The 17233-nt window shown below is 33.9% G+C and carries 16 protein-coding genes; all 16 read left to right on the top strand.

The annotated features are described in order from the left end of the window. Window positions 1–55 precede the first annotated feature (55 nt). The 16 genes from EHQ47_RS16010 to EHQ47_RS15940 all read left to right on the top strand — a co-directional run bounded on the left by EHQ47_RS16010 (window position 56) and on the right by EHQ47_RS15940 (window position 17193). Window positions 56–1882: a carbamoyltransferase family protein gene (locus EHQ47_RS16010; RefSeq protein ID WP_135747428.1), complete on the top strand. Its 1827-nt coding sequence runs from the start codon at window positions 56–58 to the stop codon at window positions 1880–1882. After that, window positions 1869–2279: an SxtJ family membrane protein gene (locus EHQ47_RS16005; protein WP_167483306.1), complete on the top strand. Its 411-nt coding sequence runs from the start codon at window positions 1869–1871 to the stop codon at window positions 2277–2279. Before EHQ47_RS16010 ends, EHQ47_RS16005 begins: the two co-directional genes overlap by 14 nt. 12 nt (window positions 2280–2291) lie before the next feature. Then, window positions 2292–2444 (top strand): DUF5989 family protein, encoded by a 153-nt coding sequence (locus EHQ47_RS19865; RefSeq protein WP_238839007.1) that lies wholly within the window; start codon window positions 2292–2294, stop codon window positions 2442–2444. A 39-nt stretch (window positions 2445–2483) separates the two neighbouring features. Then, on the top strand, window positions 2484–3047 hold the full coding sequence (rfbC, locus tag EHQ47_RS16000; protein WP_135749711.1) for a dTDP-4-dehydrorhamnose 3,5-epimerase: 564 nt from the start codon (window positions 2484–2486) through the stop codon (window positions 3045–3047). Then, entirely contained in the window at window positions 3044–4270 is a 1227-nt protein-coding gene (locus tag EHQ47_RS15995; RefSeq protein ID WP_135777561.1) for a class I SAM-dependent methyltransferase, read from the top strand. The genes rfbC and EHQ47_RS15995 overlap by 4 nt, the downstream gene beginning before the upstream one ends. A 124-nt stretch (window positions 4271–4394) precedes the next feature. Then, window positions 4395–5342: a glycosyltransferase family 2 protein gene (locus tag EHQ47_RS15990; protein ID WP_167483305.1), complete on the top strand. Its 948-nt coding sequence runs from the start codon at window positions 4395–4397 to the stop codon at window positions 5340–5342. Between the two features lies 1 nt (window position 5343). Continuing rightward, window positions 5344–6174 (top strand): NAD-dependent epimerase/dehydratase family protein, encoded by an 831-nt coding sequence (locus tag EHQ47_RS15985; protein WP_135750024.1) that lies wholly within the window; start codon window positions 5344–5346, stop codon window positions 6172–6174. Between the two features lie 31 nt (window positions 6175–6205). Then, window positions 6206–7291, top strand: a complete 1086-nt coding sequence (locus EHQ47_RS15980; RefSeq protein ID WP_135750025.1) for an acyltransferase family protein — start codon at window positions 6206–6208, stop codon at window positions 7289–7291. Window positions 7292–7443: 152 nt separating this feature from the next. Next, the gene (locus EHQ47_RS15975) at window positions 7444–9408 is read left to right on the top strand and encodes a hypothetical protein (RefSeq protein ID WP_167483304.1); all 1965 of its coding nucleotides are present in this window, start codon (window positions 7444–7446) and stop codon (window positions 9406–9408) included. 93 nt (window positions 9409–9501) lie between these two features. Next, a complete protein-coding gene (locus EHQ47_RS15970; RefSeq protein WP_135747134.1) occupies window positions 9502–10539 on the top strand; it encodes a hypothetical protein in 1038 nt (345 codons plus the stop codon). Window positions 10540–10589: 50 nt separating this feature from the next. Then, window positions 10590–11582, top strand: a complete 993-nt coding sequence (locus EHQ47_RS15965; RefSeq protein WP_135747135.1) for an acyltransferase — start codon at window positions 10590–10592, stop codon at window positions 11580–11582. 73 nt (window positions 11583–11655) lie between these two features. Beyond that, the gene (locus EHQ47_RS15960; RefSeq protein ID WP_135750027.1) at window positions 11656–12531 is read left to right on the top strand and encodes an ABC transporter permease; all 876 of its coding nucleotides are present in this window, start codon (window positions 11656–11658) and stop codon (window positions 12529–12531) included. Window positions 12532–12562: 31 nt separating this feature from the next. After that, on the top strand, window positions 12563–13843 hold the full coding sequence (locus EHQ47_RS15955) for an ABC transporter ATP-binding protein (protein ID WP_135748529.1): 1281 nt from the start codon (window positions 12563–12565) through the stop codon (window positions 13841–13843). A gap of 28 nt (window positions 13844–13871) precedes the next feature. Then, window positions 13872–14549 (top strand): FkbM family methyltransferase, encoded by a 678-nt coding sequence (locus EHQ47_RS15950; protein WP_135748530.1) that lies wholly within the window; start codon window positions 13872–13874, stop codon window positions 14547–14549. Between the two features lie 36 nt (window positions 14550–14585). Further along, complete coding sequence (locus tag EHQ47_RS15945; RefSeq protein ID WP_135777559.1) at window positions 14586–16289, top strand: methyltransferase, TIGR04325 family; 1704 nt, start codon at window positions 14586–14588, stop codon at window positions 16287–16289. After that, the gene (locus EHQ47_RS15940) at window positions 16276–17193 is read left to right on the top strand and encodes a class I SAM-dependent methyltransferase (RefSeq protein ID WP_135748532.1); all 918 of its coding nucleotides are present in this window, start codon (window positions 16276–16278) and stop codon (window positions 17191–17193) included. Before EHQ47_RS15945 ends, EHQ47_RS15940 begins: the two co-directional genes overlap by 14 nt. Window positions 17194–17233: the final 40 nt, after the last annotated feature.

Raw genomic sequence — 17233 nt, 5'->3', positions numbered from 1 at the left:
ATACTAGTAAATTATAAATGTATAAACGCAAAAATATTCGAAAAGGTTATACTTCTTGAACATCTTGGGAATTTCCTGTTTTTATCACGATAGTGCATCGGCTATTTTAAAAAATGGCGAGGTTGTAGCTGCGGCCCAAGAGGAGAGGTTTACACGAAAAAGGCATGATGCTAACTTCCCTTCGCGTTCCATTGAGTATTGTTTGCAGACTGCTAATTTAAAAGTTAGCGATTTAGACTATGTTGCTTTTTATGATAAACCTTTTTTAAAGTTTGAGAGAATCATTGAATCTGCGCTGAGTGTTGCTCCCAAGGGACTTCCAACTTTTATGAAGGCAATTCCGATTTGGATGAGCCAAAAATTATTTGCTGGAGAAGAGATCAAAAAACAGCTAGGAAAAAAAGAATTCAAAGGAAAACTAATTTTTCCTGAGCACCACGAATCCCATGCTGCCTCTGCTTTTTTCCCATCTCCCTTTCTCGATGCCGCATTTCTTACTGTAGATGGAGTAGGCGAGTGGACAACTACGAGTTATGGTGTTGGTCGTGATAACCGAATTGAAATTTTAAGTGACATTAAGTTTCCTCATTCCCTTGGGCTTCTATATTCTGCCATCACGTATTACACTGGATTTAAAGTGAATTCAGGTGAATACAAAGTGATGGGACTTGCTCCCTATGGTGAACCCAAATATGTAAATCTGATTTTAGATAACCTAATCGACTTAAAGGAAGATGGTTCTTACAAAATCAATTTGGATTACTTTGATTATGTTGGTGGAGATCGAATGACAAACAAAAAGTTTGATAAACTTTTTGGAGCTCCTCCTCGTAAACCTGAATCAAAACTATCCCAAAGGGAAATGGATTTAGCTCGTTCCGTTCAAGAAGTAATTGAAATTGTGCTTCTGAAAATGGCGAATCATGTTCACAAGACTACTGGAATGAAGCACTTATGTCTTTCTGGTGGTGTGGCGCTAAATTGCGTTGCTAATGGAAAAATTCTCAGAGAAGGTCCTTTTGACGATATTTGGATTCAGCCAGCGAGTGGGGATGCTGGCTCTGCATTGGGTGCTGCCCTCATTACTCATTATCATGTAAACAATGCTCCTCGAAAAGGAACAAATTTTGCGAAAATGCAAAAGGCGTCTTATTTAGGGCCAGAATATAGTGAGGAATATATTGAAAACTATTTTAAGACAAATAATATTCCTTATGAAAAAGTTCCTCGATCTAAGGTTGCTGAGCGAACAGCAAAAGTTCTAGCAGATGAGAAGATTGTTGGTTGGTTCCAGGGTAGAATGGAGTTTGGCCCTCGTGCATTAGGCGCTCGTTCGATTATTGGGGACCCAAGATCGAAAAACATGCAGTCCATAATGAATTTGAAAATTAAATTCAGAGAATCATTTCGACCATTTGCTCCTTCTGTGTTAAGGGAAGATGTTTCTAAATATTTTGAGCATGAGGGAGACTCTCCTTATATGCTGATCGTTGCTCCAGTTAAAGATTCTATACGAATTAAGATGAATGCAGAGCAAGAAAAACTATTCGGAATTGAAAAATTAAACGTCCCTAGATCAACACTGCCGTCAATTACTCATGTTGATTATTCTGCCCGTATACAAACCGTTAGTCGTGAAGACCATGCGATGTATTATGACCTGATTTCTGAATTTAAAAAAATTACGCAAGTAGGGGTTGTTGTTAATACATCTTTTAACGTTAGGGGAGAACCTATCGTCTGCACGCCGGAAGATGCTTATAAATGTTTTATGCGTACTAATATTGATTTTCTCGTAGTTGAGAATTTTATTTTAGATAAAACAAAACAACCTGAGTTAAAAAATGACACAGACTGGAAAAATGAATTTGAGCTCGACTAATATAGAAGTTCAAGATAAAGAGCTTAAAACATTTTCGCTGGGTGGCGGAGTGTTATTGTCTGCTTTGGCTGCTTTTTTTTATTACAAAGGAAAAGTGGAAATTTCTTACGGGCTTGCAAGTTTAGGAGGAATATTCCTTCTTATTCGTCTCGTTAACTTCCGGTGGATAAGACCGATTCATACTGCCTGGATGAAGTTTGCCCATGTTCTGGGTATGGTAAATACTCGCATTATTTTGTTTATTGTGTTCGTTTTGACTGTTATACCTATTTCTCTTCTTTTAAGAATCTTTAGAAAGGATATTCTTAATAAAAATCTGGAGAAAGAAGCTGTTACATACTGGAATGATAGACCAAAACAAGAACTGAATATCAAACACTATGAAAGACATTTTTAAAAGGAATATTTTATGTTATCTTTAATTAAGGAATTTTTTGAGTTTTTGCTGGAACGCAAAAAGTTTTGGTTATTGCCGATTATCTTCTTATTAGTTTTATTGTCGGTTTTGTTAGTTATGACGCAGGGAAGTGCGATATCTCCCTTTATTTATACTTTGTTTTAAAACCGTTCCATATAGTTGAATTTTTTAAAAATTATAAATATGGAATCAAATTTTAAAACATCAACTTCTCGAATAGAAGACTTGTTGATTATACAAAGATTTTCTAGAAATGATTCGAGAGGTTTTTTTTCAAAAATTTTCAACTTAGAAGATTTTGATCAATTAGGGTTGGATTTTCAAGTAATTCAAATTAACCAGTCTTTTACAAAAAAAAAAGGATCTGTTCGGGGGCTTCATTTTCAATTTCCCCCTGCTGCTGAAAAAAAAATGGTAAGTTGTATTCGTGGAGAAGTATTTGACGTGGCTTTAGATTTGCGCAAAGGATCGAAAACTTTTTTAAATTGGCATGGCGAAGTTTTATCAGAAAAAAATTTTAAAAGTCTTTTGATCCCTGAAGGATTTGCTCATGGGTTTCAAACTTTAACAGATGATTGCGAAATGTTATATCTACACACTGAAAAATATTCTCCTGATCTTGAAGGGGCTTTGAATGTTAATGATCCGGCAATTAAGATTCAATGGCCGTTAGAGGTAAGCGAATTATCTGAAAGAGATAAACAACATCCTTATATAACTAAAGAATTTGAAGGAGTTTCGGTATGAAATGCAGGCATTGTGAATCAAACCTTACTCTTACTTTGATTGATTTAGGAACGTCTCCTCCTTCCAATGCGTATTTGACCGAAACAAAGCTTCATGAACCAGAAAAGTGGTTTCCTCTCAGAGTTTTGGTCTGTGAAAACTGTTGGTTAGTGCAAACAGAAGACTTTGCAAGTGCCAATGAATTGTTTGATTCCGAATATGCTTATTTCAGCGGATATTCTAGCAGTTGGTTAGAACATTCAAAAAACTATGTAACTCAAATGATTTCTCGTTTTAATTTAAATAAAGAAAGTCATGTGGTTGAGATTGCTGCAAATGATGGATATTTATTGCAATTTGTAAAGGCGCATAATATTCCTTGCACCGGAATCGAACCCACAACGAGCACTGCTAATGCCGCTAGACAAAAAGGAATCGAGATTGTAGAAGATTTTTTTGGAGTAAGATTAGCAGAAGAACTGGTAAAAAAGGGTAAACAGGCTGATTTGACTGCTGCGAACAATGTACTAGCACATGTTCCTGATATAAATGATTTTGTTTCAGGCTTTTCCTTATTATTAAAGCCTGATGGCGTTGCTACTTTTGAGTTTCCTCATCTAATGCAATTGGTGAATCAAAATCAATTTGATACTATTTATCATGAACATTTTTCTTATCTTTCATTTATTGCTGTGAATCGAATATTTTCTGCAAATGGTTTAAACATATTTGATGTTGAAGAATTGCCAACTCATGGAGGCAGTTTGAGAGTCTTTGCTCAACGAAGTGATACTGGCAAAAGGGTTGTTAGTGAAAGAGTTGATGAGTTATTAAAAATAGAAAACAATCTGCAAATGAACTCTGCTTCTTATTATCAAGGTCTACAGCTAAAAGCAGAAAAAGTAAAAAACGATTTGCTAGAATTTTTGATAAAAGCAAAGAAGCAGGGCAAAAAAGTTGCAGCTTACGGTGCAGCGGCGAAAGGAAATACATTATTAAATTTTGCAGGGATTCGACATGATTTAATTTCTTTCGTTGTCGATAAAAATCCATCTAAACAGGGAAAATTTCTTCCCGGTAGTAGGATTCCCATTGTGGATGAAGAGGTTTTAGAATCTGTAAAACCTGATTATGTAATCATATTACCTTGGAATTTGAAAGACGAAGTAATTCAGCAGCTTAATGCTTCCGGTAATCGAACAAACCAATATGTTATTGCTATCCCTGATTTGACCATTTTATAGATCATTTTGAATGCATTTTAGAGGTAGTCAATCGACTTACGTTACTCTAATCTCTAACGGGTTAGTTGATACATTATCAAAGGATATCCTTTTCTATTTATAGATCAATAGGAGGTTTTATAAAGTGAAAGTTTTAACAATTCTCATTCCCGTTTTAAATGAAGAAGTAAATCTACCTATTCTATATTCTCGTTTAACTAAAGTTCTTGATGGTTTAAAAAAAAGACTTAGGGCCGAAGTGATAATCCTAGACAATTGCAGTGAGGATAGCACTCCCTCTATTGCCAAGGAAATCTGTCGAAAAGACAAAAATTGGAAGTATGTCCGTTATTCTCGTAATTTTGGTTATCACGGTTCACTTGCTGGTGGTTTTGACTTATCAACAGGTGATGCTTTGATAGTTCTGGCAGGCGATCTTCAAGAACCTCCGGAATTAATTCCTCGAATGGTAGATTATTGGGAAGAGGGTTACGACGTAGTGTATGGAGTTCTAGAGGAGAGAAATGACTCTAACTTAATTAAAACGTTAGGTGCAAAAATCTTTTATCAACTGATTTATTTTATGAGTGATTCGAAACTTCCTATTTCAGCTACTGATTTTAGATTGATTAGTCGGCGTGTTGTAAATGCCGTTAATACTATGCGTGAGCCTGACAGGTATTTACGTGGTTTGGTACATTGGGTAGGTTTTAAACAAATACCCTTTAAATACAGTAGAGATAAAAGAATCCATGGAAAATCGATAGCCGGTATTTGGTATTCGACGAAGTGGGCATTTAATGCTATGATGTGTTTTTCGCATTTACCTTTGCGAGCAGTGGCATATTTTGGATTGTTCACAATGTTAGGTACAGCAGTTGCTTCTATCTATTTTATATTTGTCCGTTTTTTTCCTCCTGCCTGGATGCCGGTTCCTCCTACGGGAACTACTGCGATTATCTTAATACTTCTATTTGCTATCGGTATTAATTCAATTTTTCTTGGAATTATGGGTGAATATGTCGGAAGGATTTATAACCAGGGAAAAGAGAGACCATTGTACATAGTGGATGAGAAAATAAATTTTAAATAATATGATTCCAATTGAAGGATCTCAAGTTTTTACAATTATAGGAGCAAATGGATTTATAGGTTCTCATTTGGTTAACTACTTACGTAGTTTGGGGCATATTTGTAATGTCCCAGCAAAGGACGATCATACTTTGTTTACCAAACCATTATCAAACGTAATCTATTGCGCAGGTATAACATCTGATTTTAGAACTCGCCCTTTTGATACCATTGAGGCCCATGTTTCCTTATTGAGCAAAATTCTAGAACTAAGTGACTTTCAATCTTTAGTTTATCTTTCCTCAACTAGAATTTACATTCATTCTGATTCAACTAGTGAAAGTTCACCTATATTGACTAAAGTAAATGAATCTGAAGATTTATTTAATCTTTCTAAACTTTTAGGGGAATCAATTTGTTTGAATTCAGGACGTAAGAATGTTCGAAGTGCTCGATTATCTAATGTGTTAGGTGATGACTTTGGATCTGACAATTTTGTAATTTCACTCTTACGAGAAGCAAAAGCTACCGGAAAAATTAATCTTTTTACAACCTTAGATTCTGAAAAGGATTATATACATATTCAAGATGTAATTGAGTTGCTGCTTCAAATTTCTTTAAATGGCCAGCATTCTATCTATAATGTAGCTTCAGGGCAAAACCAAAGCAATCGGGTCATTATAGAAAAAATCAATGAAATCATACCCTGTGAAATTCATATTAGTGAGACTGCGAGAAAGATACAATTTAAACCAATTGAAATTCTACAAATTAAGAAAGAGTTTAATTTTTCTCCAAGATCGATACTTGATTTAATACCAGAACTAGCAAGTCAGTTCTTAGGAGATTTGTGATAATATTTTTTAACACAAAGCGGTGGTGCAAATGACAGAGCAAAAAAAATACAGGTTTGTTGATGCACTTCGGGGAATTGCAATACTTGGAGTGATTCTTCCCCATATAGAAAATACAGGTGTATTTGGTATTATTGGGCAGTATGGTGTTCAGTTGTTTTTTGTATTAAGTGCTTTCACTTTGTTTTTATCATTGGATGCTAAGTTTAAAGTTGAGCAAAACCCGATACGAAATTTTTTTATAAGGCGTTTTTTTCGAATCGCTCCAGCATTTTATTTAGCTGCATTATTTTATCTGATTAAAAATGGATCAGGAGCAACGTTTTGGGCACCCGATGGAATTCATCTCTGGCAAATTATTACTACCTTAGGTTTTGTTCATGGTTGGCACCCTGCATCCATCAATAGTGTAGTTCCTGGTGGCTGGTCCATAGCCAGCGAGTTTATGTTCTATATTTTTGTTCCTTGGTGTTACCTTCATATAAAGGAAAAGTATCAAGCAATCTCTTTATCATTCATTTTGTTATTTGCTGGATTGTATTTGAATGGTTTAATGTTCGCTAAAGTATCCTCGGTTTATCCCGGTAAGGAAGCTTTTGTAAATTATTTTTTTCAACTATGGTTTCCTGCGCAAGTTTGTGTTTTCCCATTAGGATTTTTTCTATATTTTCTATTTAAAGATAAAAAAGATTCAGATAAAAATTATAAAGCGGAAGCCCTTCGGTGGTTGCTTATATCAATTTTCTTATGGTTGGCCTTTACTGGGGGCGGTTATATTTATCTGTTACCAAATTTTATGTATGGTTTGTCTTTTGTTTTGTTTTCATACGCATTGTCCCTTTATCCATTTAGATTTTTCGTTAATACTCTTACCTGTTATTTTGGTAAATTGAGTTTTAGTATGTATCTCTTTCACTTTGCAGTCATTGGCTTTGTGAAAGATTGTATAATACCTTTAATTTCTTCGAATAATCAAACTCACGTTGCTATTATTTTCTATCTATCTGTTTTGGCCATTACTACCGGAGTTGCTACCGTTACTTTCTATTTAATCGAACAACCAGGCCAGGCTATTGGTAGAAAAATTATTGAATATTTTGAGACAAAAGAAAAATAACTTCGTTTTTTATTTAACGATTTATTTGCTTTGTGGATTGTATTTTTCACAAGAAAAATGTTCACTCGAAAATTCTGTTGTTTAAGTTAGCTACGTTATTCATTTTTATTTCATCTAGTTGTTAAGTTGTAATAGGTTATTATAAAAAGGTATTGGAATCAATGAGCATTATGCGTAATAGAACTAATCTTTGGTTAAATTTTTTAACCTTCATATTTACTGTCGCTTTTAACTATGTTTTTTTATCCAATTTGAATATTGACCAATCAAATAGAGGTGTTGCATTAGAATTTGTAGCTTTCTCCGTCCTCGTTTGTTTAATTTATTTCAGTATAAAACTATCTTTAAAAAACTCAGGTTCCTCAATCGTTTCCTTGTTTGTCTTATTGATCGTTATTTCTTATATCCCTGGGATCGCGATTATTCGATTGGGGTTTTTGATTTTGACTGTTATTTTGTTTTTATGGTTTGGACGAAAGCAGTTAAATACCGTTAAGCTTAGGTTCAGATCTATTCCTAAGTCTTTTGTTCTTATATCTCTAGCTATGTCTTTTATATTTGCTTCTTTCTTAGTTGAAAGTCAGGCGAGTAATGTTGTTGATCCATTGATAGAAAAGAAAGTTCAGCAACTAGTTTTAAACCCGGATACACTTTATCATGCCTCGGTATCAGAAAATATACGAAATTACAGTGTTGCCTCAACAGGTATGCATGGTTTAAACCCTGTTTACTATCATATTTTCTCTCATTTTCTATTTTCGCGTATTTCCCTGATAATGGAGGTTCCGGCTTATATTGTTTATGGATTCGGTTCTGTATTGTTTTTAGGACCTTTATTATTATTGTTTTTGTTAGAAGTGAGTCAGGAGTATGCAAGAGGCTGGAATAGCTTTTTCAAGATCCTATTTGTTTTTCTTGCCTTGGCTGCAATTCTAACCAAGCCGTTCGTTACGATTTTTGGTTCTCATTTTTATTCCGAATCATATTTGGTTAGTTTAATTTTTTTCGCTGCGTTTATGTCGGCACTAGGTTCACTTTCAAATCGAAAAATATCGAATCAAACGTTTCTTCTGATTCCACTTTGTTTGTTGTTTATTACGTTATCTAAAATTTCGGTAGGAGTGATTGCTTTTGCAATACTTGGAGTATTTTTGATTTTTCAAAAAAAATATTTTTCCCCTCGGGTTTTGATTTTTTTCGGAATTTCTTTAGTATTTTTTCTTTTGGGTTATCTAGGTTCCAAACCACAGTCGAACATCAAAGGCTTGGAAGTTAGGTTTGTTTGGAAGTTTTTTCAATCTCATTTTGCATCGGATTTGTCACTTCCACAATTTGTGTTCTCTCATTTTATTTATTTTTGGTTAATTGCTCCTGTCTCATTTTTGTTACTATTCGCAAAAAGAATAAATAAGAACGAATTAATGCTCTCGCTTGCGTTTATACTAATTACTTTTATAGGTTTTGTTGGATTAAACATTACGATTGATAGCTCGGGATATTATTTTTCTAATTTACATGCATTTTTCTCACTTTTTCTGGCCTCTACGTTTTCGAAAAGGCTGCCTAGAAAAATTGATTTCACTCGAAAATATCCAATTTATATTTCTTATCTTTTCTTTGTTTTGTTTATTTTTGTAGTTTTAGTAGGAAACTTTTTCACTTCGCGGGCTAGGTCGAGCTTAAGAACAATATCTGAAATAACAAAGGAAGTTAGAGGGAATTCTTTCGAAGATGGGTATATCCAAATTTTACAAGAAGTTCGGAAAATTCCAAGAAAGGATCTCTTAGTTTACATTCCAAAATCAGAGGTGAATTTTTGGAACAATCAATCAGATAAAATTTCCCCCTGGAAACACCAACAATGTATCAAGATGCCTTTTTTTGTTCCAATGATATCAGGAAAACCTTCTTTATTTGGTTTACCAATGATGGAAGGTTCAAAGACACAATGTTATAATTTCGTAAGAGGCTACGAAGGTTACCCGCAGGAGATTTATCAAAAATCTCAGCAAATGGAACATACCGAAAATGAATTATGTGATGAAACTAAGCGACTTGGTTTTAGCGGATATGTAGAAATTCGATATCCTAATTACACCATAAAAGAATGTAAATAAATTAGCGGATGACTTTGTCTGTTGAATTGTATATTCAGGCGCTTTTAAGGCTTAAAGGATGAATATTGTGATTACTTATTTAAGGAGATTTAAATGACTTCAAGGAAATCTTTATTTTATGCAATTATGTTTTTGTTGTTAATTGCGATTTTGGTTCCGCTACTGTATTTGGCAAATCAGTTGTTAAACCGTTATCGCATGCAAACTGCTGTTGTTAGGGAATTAAGTGTAGAACCCTCACCAATGTATGTCGATGATTTGCTTCTTGGATACAAAGCAATTCCTGGGGAGTATAATCTAAAAATCAAATTATCTAACCTAAAGGAAGAAAGGTCCTACAAGGTTAAGATTAATCAAGATGCAACGAGATTTACTGGTGTAGTGAAAGATCATTTGCCTGAACTTTGGATTTTTGGTTGTTCCTTTGTTTGGGGGCAGGGATTAAACGATGAAGAAACGATGGCTTACCTTGTTCAAAATAAACGACAAGATTTAAAAGTGATCAACTTTGGTGAGAATGGTTATGGTAATCACCATGCACTACTTCAAATAAAAGAACTGATAAAGTCTAAACGGAAGCCAAAATATATAGCTATTTCATATATCGATTGGCATTCTCAACGAAATATTGCTGCGAAAGAATATGTCGGTGCTCTAAGAACTTTTGGTCCTTTCAGTAATAAGAATTTTTTTATTGAAAAACTGGATTCTATTCGTAACACGATTTACTTTAAATTTGGTATTCCACCTAATCCTGAAGATGTACGTTTTCATTTTCCTCAGGCTTACCTTGATTCTGGTGAATTAAAAATTCGAACCATTCCCCTCCTGAAGGAATATGTTCCGTTGGTCAGAAACGAGGAGGAGTTTTTAATAACGGAGAAGATTTTTGACGAAATCTTTGAAGAGGCTAAAAAAGTAAATGTAACTCCGATAATTCTTCATATGTGGAGTACGGGGGAATACCAAAAAGATCCAATGATAAAACATCTGAAAGACAAAGGCTTTATTTATGTTGATTCATACCGTGATTACTCTAATCCAGAATTTAATATGCTTCCTTATGATGGCCATCCAAATCCTGAAGTAAATAAGTTTTATGCAAAGAAACTATTGGAAGCAATAAAATAGTGAATCTACAGTTCTAATTACTAATTACAGTTAGAAATAGCGGCAAACCTATGATTCGTAAGATTCGAAATAGTTTAATCCAATTGAGTATTAAAATTCTGGAACGGCTTCTGCGTGATAAATTTGCGCAGATTTCAGATCCTTATGTCTTGTTTTGTGAAGGTAAATTTGAGTTTCCTTCCGAATACTCAATCGGTGTTGGTTCAAATATAATCATCCCGAAGTATTCTGAATTATCTTTAGGTAATGGAGTTTACATTGGTAGGTATGTAGAAATCGGACCTAATCAGAAAATAGAAATAGGTGATTATACTTCTATCCAGGATCGAACAATTATTTTAGGAGATGTATCGATTGGCCGATATTGTACTTTTGCTCCCAACATTTATATTAGTTCAGGGAACCACTATTTCGATAAATTTCCTGAATTGAATATAAAAGACCAAGATGTTAGAGTAATTCAAAATTTAGAGTTAGGAAAAAAGCATAGCAAACCTGTAGTTGTTGAAGATGATTGTTGGTTAGGTGCCAATGTTCTTGTTATGAATGGAGTAAAAATTGGAAAAGGTAGTGTTGTTGGAGCCAATTCAGTTGTAACGAAGGATGTATTACCATATACAGTTGTCGCAGGAATACCTGCCAAAAAAATTAGAAATAGAATAAATTTTCTTCCACCTACAATCTTGAATTATAACCGACAAGAAGATTTACCTTATTTTTATTCTGGTTTTTTCGTTTCTGACATGGAAAAGAATCGGTATAAAGAATTTTTTGGCATAGCGACAAAAAAGCATTTCTCGATTACACTCAATTACAAATCTGGGGACGTGGTTGTTGTTCGGTGTAAAAAAATTGTTCCTAATCGGGTTTGGATTCATCATGATCAAACAAATTACGAACTAACTAATGAATTTTCCGAATATCAATTTCACTTGGATAAGGAAGAGTTTTTGATTCCTTTTTCTTTAGAGCGAGAAGTGGATCAAACTACAACTTCCTCATCACCCTATATTGTAGTTGAATCTTGTTTCATTAAAACCTAGAAATTATTAAAAGCTTTTGTGTTTTGCTTAGATAATTACTATATTAAATTTTTCATTAAGGTTGTAGATAAAAATGACAGGTATTAATACTCCTGAACTTGAAGATCATTGGGATTTGGTTTTAAAGCCACAGCGGGAATGGTATTCTCTGAGACTTGGTGAAATCTTTAGGTATAGAGATTTACTTTTTCTCTTTGTTAGAAGGGATATTGTATCTGTCTATAAACAGACAATTCTAGGTCCGATTTGGTTTTTCATCCAACCTGTTTTAACTTCTTTAACGTTTGCTGTAATCTTTGGTGTAGTGGCAGGAATTTCAACTGATGGCATTCCAAATTTTTTGTTTTATCTAAGTGGAATCACTATATGGAATTATTTTGCCGATACTCTGGTGAAAACATCAGATACCTTTGTCGTTAATGCCGCAATTTTTGGAAAAGTATATTTCCCTCGCTTAATTGTCCCAATTTCAATTGCAATATCAAACTTAGTTAAATTCTTTCTTCAGTTTGTGCTTCTTTTAGGTGTTATGTTGTTTTATGGTTTTCTTGGCACTGATATAAAACTAAATTTTTACTATCTCCTGATACCTTTTTTAATCATTCTTATGGGTGTTATCGGTCTTGGATTTGGAGTCATTATTTCATCTTTGACTACTAAATATAGAGATTTGAAATTTTTAGTCAATTTCGGTGTCCAACTTTTAATGTATTGTTCTCCGATCGTTTTTCCCTTATCGGTCGTGACTAAAAACTTTCCTGAAATGAAATTAATTCTGCTACTAAATCCAGTGACTAGTTTAATCGAGGCTTTCCGTTTTATACTTTTGGGTGTCGGGGTTTTTGATTGGCTATACCTAGGTATTAGCGTTGGTTTTACTATAGTGTTGGTTTTTCTTTCAATATTAATTTTTAATCGGGTCGAGAGATCGTTTATCGATACTGTTTGATTTCTGTGTCGAGTTTTAGGAAAAAAAATTCATGAGTGATGTAGTTTTACGGATAGAGAACATTTCCAAACAATATCGATTGGGTCAAGTTAGTACGGGTTCGCTTGCCCATGATTTAAATCGGTGGTGGAAATTATTTCGCGGTAAGGAAGATCCATATTTGCAAGTAGGACAAGTGAATGATCGAAGTGTCGCTAGTGACAGTGATTACGTATGGTCGTTAAAAAATGTTAGTTTTGATGTAAAACGCGGTGATGTTGTTGGGATTATTGGTAAAAACGGAGCCGGAAAATCTACGCTTTTAAAGATACTATCGCAAGTAACTTCACCTACTTTAGGTAATGTAAAAATTAAGGGAAGAGTAGCAGCCTTGTTAGAGGTCGGAACTGGTTTTCATCAGGATCTAACTGGAAGAGAAAATGTTTTTCTCAACGGAGCGATTCTTGGTATGACCTCATCCGAGATTAAAAGTAAATTTGATGAAATTGTAAGTTTTAGTGGAGTTGAAAAATATATTGATACTCCTGTGAAAAGATATTCCTCCGGTATGATGGTTCGCTTAGGGTTTGCAGTAGCAGCTCATTTAGAGCCAGAAATTTTGATTGTTGATGAAGTTCTGGCTGTAGGTGATGCAGAATTTCAAAAGAAATGTTTAGGCAAAATTCAAAATGTTTCGAGCGAAGGAAGAACTGTTCTTTTTGTCAGCCACAATATGCAAGCCCTTCAAGCAATTTGTAAAAGGGGTATTTTGCTTAAACATGGTATGGTTGAGGAAAACAGTGATATTGATGTTTGTATTCAAAAATATACAGGTCTGTTTCAAGAAGCTGATTTAGGAAGTTTAGCAATTGGTGATCGTTTAAGTCGAACAAATAGCAATGGAAATGCTTTGTTTACAAGTGTAAGTGCCAGATCAGAAACTCAGTCTTCTTGGAGTTTTGATGCCAAAGAAGACATATATATAGATCTTACCTTGAATATACGTGATTATTGTGATGGCCTTTCCTTCTATTTTGCGCTCATTGAGCCACTTGGGATGAATGTAATCACAAATTATAAAACAGTTATTATGGAGAGCTCACCGAAAGTTGGAGAATCACTTGATTTTTCTTTAAAGATACCAAAAAATTCGCTTCGAGTGGGGCAATACTTAATGTATTTTGGTATTGGAAATAAAGACTTACGGAAATGGTATGACGTAATTGATAATAATATAAATCTACCTGCGCTTAGTATCATTTCTTCAGAGTTAGATCCGCATTTCAATATGGGTTTAGTGAGTCTTCCATTTGAACTTCAAAAGAAAAATTAATCAGTTAGTTTTACTGAGGAGAAGTAATTTGAATCTAATCAAAAAAATAGTAAGTAGACTTAAAGCCGAAAATTACTTCCGTTCCTATTCTCAAGAAGGGGAGGATATGGTTCTCCGCGATCTTTTTGGTGATAAAAAAGATGGTAGATATGTAGATATTGGCGCTTATGATCCTTTCCGGTTTTCCAATACTAATTACTTTTACGAATTGGGTTGGACTGGGATTAATATTGAGCCTTCCCCGGATGGATTTAAGAAATTTGAAATTCATAGAAAGCGGGATCAAAATTTAAACATAGGCATCGGTTTAGAGGAATCTGAATTGGTTTACTACCGATTTGAAGAAGCTGCGTTGAATACCTTTGATGCAGAGAGGGTCAAATTCTTAGAAGAAAATACAAATTATAGATCAAAAGATAACGTGAAAGTAAAGGTTAGACCACTTTCCAATGTTTTACAGCAATTTCCCCTGGATAAAGAGATTGATTTTATGAATATTGACGTGGAATGGAATGAAATTTCTGTTTTAAAATCTGGGGATTGGACAAAATTTAGACCGAAAGTAATTTTAATTGAAATTCTAAATTTTGATCTTGAGACGATAACAAATAATCCAATCCACTTGTTATTAAAAGAGTTTGGATATTATTTTTACTGTAAAACTCCTCGTACTTGTTTTTACCTAGATAAAAACTTTCAACCATAGACTTACACATTACCAATTATTTATAGTTCCCCACCTATGGCAAATTCACCAATAATCATCTTTGTTTACAATCGTCCTGAGCACACAAAACGAGTTATCGATTCATTGCTTACTAATTTAGAATCTTCCGATTCGGATTTAATCATCTATGCTGATTATGCAAAGAACGACTCACATATAACGAAAGTAAATGAAGTGAGGTCTTATATAAAAAGTATTACTGGATTCAAATCTATTCAGATAGTAGAAAGAGATAAAAATTTCGGTCTTTCTAAATCAATTCTTTCTGGTGTAACAGATGTTTTGAAAAGATTTGAATCTGTTATCGTATTGGAAGATGATATTGTGGTGAGTCCTTTTTTCCTGGAATATATGAATGCTGGATTAAAAAAGTATAAAGATGTTGAAAAAGTTGCGAGCATTCATGGTTACAATTATCCGATCAACACAAAAGGTTTAAAGGAATCTTTTTTTATCAAAGGTGCAGATTGTTGGGGATGGGGAACCTGGAAACGGGTTTGGGATCAGTTTGAAACTGACGGTTCAAAGTTATTATCCGAGTTAGAAAAAAACGACTTAATTAAAGAATTTGATTATGAGGGACATTTCAAATTTTCGGAAATGTTAAAAAAACAAATAGAAGGAAAAAATGATAGCTGGGCAGTCAGGTGGTATGCCTCGATGTTTTTGCTAAATAAGGTGACCTTGTATCCGAAAGACAGTTTAATTCAAAATATAGGTTTGGATAGCAGTGGGACTCACTGCAATGACGAGGGATATTTGAGTCCCCCGTTCTCAAATCAAAGGGTCTCATATTTTCCTGAAAAAATTCTAAATGATTCAATTGCGCGAAAACGTCTGTCTGAATACTTTAAATCCTTGAATCAACAAAAAATAAGTTATGCATTGAGACTTTTAAGCCTGATGAAATATTTCCCACGGAAATTTTTTCGATTAATGACCAAATATCGCTCCATAAAAATGGAAGATAATTTTTATGGAAATTTTTCTAAATGGGAAGATGCTGTAAAACAATGTAGTGGATATGCCTCTGAAGGAATTCTTGAAAAAGTAAAAAATTCTCTACTAAAGGTAAAAAACGGAGAGGCTGTATATGAAAGAGATTCCGTTCTATTTGATGAGATTCACTATTCGCTTCCTTTGTTAGTTTCTCTATTGTATGTCTCTTCCGAAAATAATGGGAAGTTAAACCTACTTGACTTTGGCGGGTCACTTGGCAGTACTTTTTTCCAAAACCGTAAATTTTTAAATGGTTTATCTTTTTGTAAATGGTCCATCGTTGAACAACCGCACTTTGTTAGGTGTGGTATTGAACATTTCCAGAATGAAAAATTAGCTTTTTTTAATACTATCAAAGAAGCTGTCAAAGAAAATCGCCCCAATGTGATTCTTTTTTCGAGTACGATTCAATATTTAGAAAATCCGCAAAGTATCTTAGAACAAGTTTCCGAACTAAATTTTGATTATATCATTTTTGATCGAACTCCTTTGATTTATGGCAATGTAGAAGAGCGGATTATGATCCAGAGGGTTCCGGAAGAGATTTATAAAGCTGAAATTCCAATTCGATTTATGAATTATCGGACATTGCTTTCATTTGTAAATAAGAGTTATGAATTGTTTTCTGAATTTGATGCAGATGATGAGATTTTCCCAGCGAATCTGAATATAAAGAATAAAAGTATTATATTTAAAAAGGCACTAAATGCAAGTAATTAGCCCAATCACCAAGAATTCAAATGTAACGATTGTAAAGAAATATTCTTCTTTATATTTAATTTCGCAATGGAAGGAATTGTTTGGCATCGATGTTTCGGATGATTTTAAATCTGTAGACGAAGTATATTTTTGCGAATGCAATGAGTCGAAAATACGATTTTATTATCCGCTTGATATTGCTGGTTCAGATAAACTTTATAAACAATTGTCCGAGAAATACGAATGGTATTACGGGGATGAAAAATGGGAGTTTGAAATCAGTTCAAAGATTGTTAAAAAAATCTCACCAAAAAGTTTGTTGGAAATTGGCGCTGGTAAAGGTCATTTTCTTAAAAAGGTGATCCCCTTTGTAAAAGAAACGTTGGGAATTGAATTTAACCAAGACGCACTTCTTTACGCATCAAAGGAAAAGTTACCAATCAAAAATTTTACATTTTCTCAACTGATTGAATCATCAGCTTCATATGATTTTATTGTTAGTTTTGAAGTGTTTGAGCACGTAAATGATCCCTTGAGCTTTGTGGAGAATTCTTTGAAGCTGCTAAATGATAACGGCTATATGTTGATAGCCGTTCCTAATCGCGATAGTTTTATTAAGTATGGGGAGGTTTTGCTTGATATGCCACCTCATCATATGCTTTCTCTTAGTTTAGATTTTTTTAAGTATTTAGCAACGAAGTTCGATTTAGATCTGGAATTAGTTGAATACGAGCCTCTGGCTATTTATCATATTGATTTTTATATTAATTTATTAAGAGAAAGATTCCGAAGTAAGGTTCAAAGTACGACACTTCGAAGAGGATTTGATTTATTTTGTAAGTGTTATAAGTTGCTTCTTTCGTTCGATATTTTTCGTTCGCTTGTAAGGGGACAGACAATCCTTGTGGTTATGCGAAAAAAATGAACAAAGGTTACATTCTTAATTCAAATTGTTTGCCGATGGC

This window comes from Leptospira bourretii (genome assembly GCF_004770145.1).
Lineage (GTDB): Bacteria > Spirochaetota > Leptospiria > Leptospirales > Leptospiraceae > Leptospira_A > Leptospira_A bourretii.
This window is presented reverse-complemented; position numbering and strand designations above follow the sequence as displayed.

Bases quoted from the DNA above. Each gene is read 5' to 3' on its own strand.
- EHQ47_RS19865 (WP_238839007.1), top strand. From the start codon at position 2,292: ATGTTATCTTTAATTAAGGAATTTTTTGAGTTTTTGCTGGAACGCAAA.
- rfbC (WP_135749711.1), top strand. From the start codon at position 2,484: ATGGAATCAAATTTTAAAACATCAACTTCTCGAATAGAAGACTTGTTG.
- EHQ47_RS15995 (WP_135777561.1), top strand. From the start codon at position 3,044: ATGAAATGCAGGCATTGTGAATCAAACCTTACTCTTACTTTGATTGAT.
- EHQ47_RS15985 (WP_135750024.1), top strand. From the start codon at position 5,344: ATGATTCCAATTGAAGGATCTCAAGTTTTTACAATTATAGGAGCAAAT.
- EHQ47_RS15980 (WP_135750025.1), top strand. From the start codon at position 6,206: ATGACAGAGCAAAAAAAATACAGGTTTGTTGATGCACTTCGGGGAATT.
- EHQ47_RS15970 (WP_135747134.1), top strand. From the start codon at position 9,502: ATGACTTCAAGGAAATCTTTATTTTATGCAATTATGTTTTTGTTGTTA.
- EHQ47_RS15965 (WP_135747135.1), top strand. From the start codon at position 10,590: ATGATTCGTAAGATTCGAAATAGTTTAATCCAATTGAGTATTAAAATT.
- EHQ47_RS15960 (WP_135750027.1), top strand. From the start codon at position 11,656: ATGACAGGTATTAATACTCCTGAACTTGAAGATCATTGGGATTTGGTT.
- EHQ47_RS15955 (WP_135748529.1), top strand. From the start codon at position 12,563: ATGAGTGATGTAGTTTTACGGATAGAGAACATTTCCAAACAATATCGA.
- EHQ47_RS15945 (WP_135777559.1), top strand. From the start codon at position 14,586: ATGGCAAATTCACCAATAATCATCTTTGTTTACAATCGTCCTGAGCAC.
- EHQ47_RS15940 (WP_135748532.1), top strand. From the start codon at position 16,276: ATGCAAGTAATTAGCCCAATCACCAAGAATTCAAATGTAACGATTGTA.